The 1,295-nt window shown below is 34.2% G+C and carries 1 protein-coding gene; it reads left to right on the forward strand.

What is annotated here, in order from left to right; all coding sequences use genetic code 11:
- Window positions 1-429 precede the first annotated feature (429 nt).
- Window positions 430-1,185, forward strand: a complete 756-nt coding sequence (locus MLE14_RS22300; protein ID WP_243300547.1) for an AAA family ATPase — start codon at window positions 430-432, stop codon at window positions 1,183-1,185.
- Window positions 1,186-1,295 lie beyond the last annotated feature (110 nt).

Below are 1,295 nucleotides of genomic sequence, written 5' to 3' on the forward strand. Positions count from 1 at the left end.
GTGTCTTGCCCCTACCCGGGGCAAGACACCCTAACACCCAGTTCCTCCCACTAATGGAAGCTAGAATTTATTAAGTGGCTCACTTTTGAAGTGATCACTCTGGCTCAATTTAATATTGACAAAAACAATATTATTTTTTTCATGATTAAATCCCTCCATTGGTAATTATGAACATATTATTAGCATTTAAATTTTTATTATTCATGTAGGTTCTAATTCGTAAGGGCTATTACCTATTCATTCGTGTTGATGAATCGTAATTGAATGTGATTAAATTAACAAAAACTATTCTTGTCAAATCCGCTCCAAAAACGGACGTTTTTGGGGCTATTATTCCTCTTCATTGAAAACTCCCCTTTTCTATAGATTCATAGAACCAAAACTAAGAATATCATTAATAATAAGGAGCCCCACTATAAAAGAGATCGGATGTTAGCTTACATTAACGCTAAAGACGTTGCAGTACCTTCAGACATTGCTTTACCTGAAGCTAGCTGTTTGGTGAAAATGTCCGAAGTTAATTTCCAATGTTTTAAACTGGCGTTTATTGATCCCGAATCTAGAATAAAATTAGTAACAGAACAAGATGAAAATCACCACAGTGTCATTGAAAGAATACAAATATTTGGTGGTTACCTTGACGGGCTTGACATATTCCTATCACCTCATCTGAATACGTTAATTGGTGGAAGAGGAACAGGTAAATCAACTCTACTAGAATTAATTAGGTACGCAATTGAATTAGAACCTAAAAGTAAAAAAACAAAAACAACTTTAGATTCCTTAATACGCTCAAACTTAGGAATTGAAAAAGGGCGTATTGAAATTACGGTTTCTTCAAATAAGCAACACGGAAAGCTTTACAAAATTATTAAAAGATATGGTGACCCAGTAGTTATTACAGACTTAGGTGGCGATATTTCTAACTTAACCATAGAGGACGTTCTCCCTAATATTGAGATATATGGCCAGAATGAGATTATTGAAATCATTGAAGACGAAAAAGCAAAAATCCAAATATTGAATAGATTTTTGCCAAATCAAGATAGTTGTTTGACAAAGCGACAGGACATTTTAAAAAAATTAGAACAAAATCGAATTCAAATTGTCAATGAATTAAGTGAGCTGGATGATCTAGAGCAACTAGTTCAAAAACTTCCAGGGCTATTGTTTATTGCAAAATAAAAGTGCAGAGCTTTGCAAAGAAAAAATGCAGAGACCTGCACTTATTTTGTTAGGTGCATAAAAAAAGACTTGCCAGCCACCCCAAGTCCCTCTACTGTAATTGGTGTCGA

It is taken from the genome of Bacillus litorisediminis (assembly GCF_022808645.1).
GTDB classification, from domain to species: Bacteria; Bacillota; Bacilli; order Bacillales; family JC228; genus Bacillus_BF; species Bacillus_BF litorisediminis.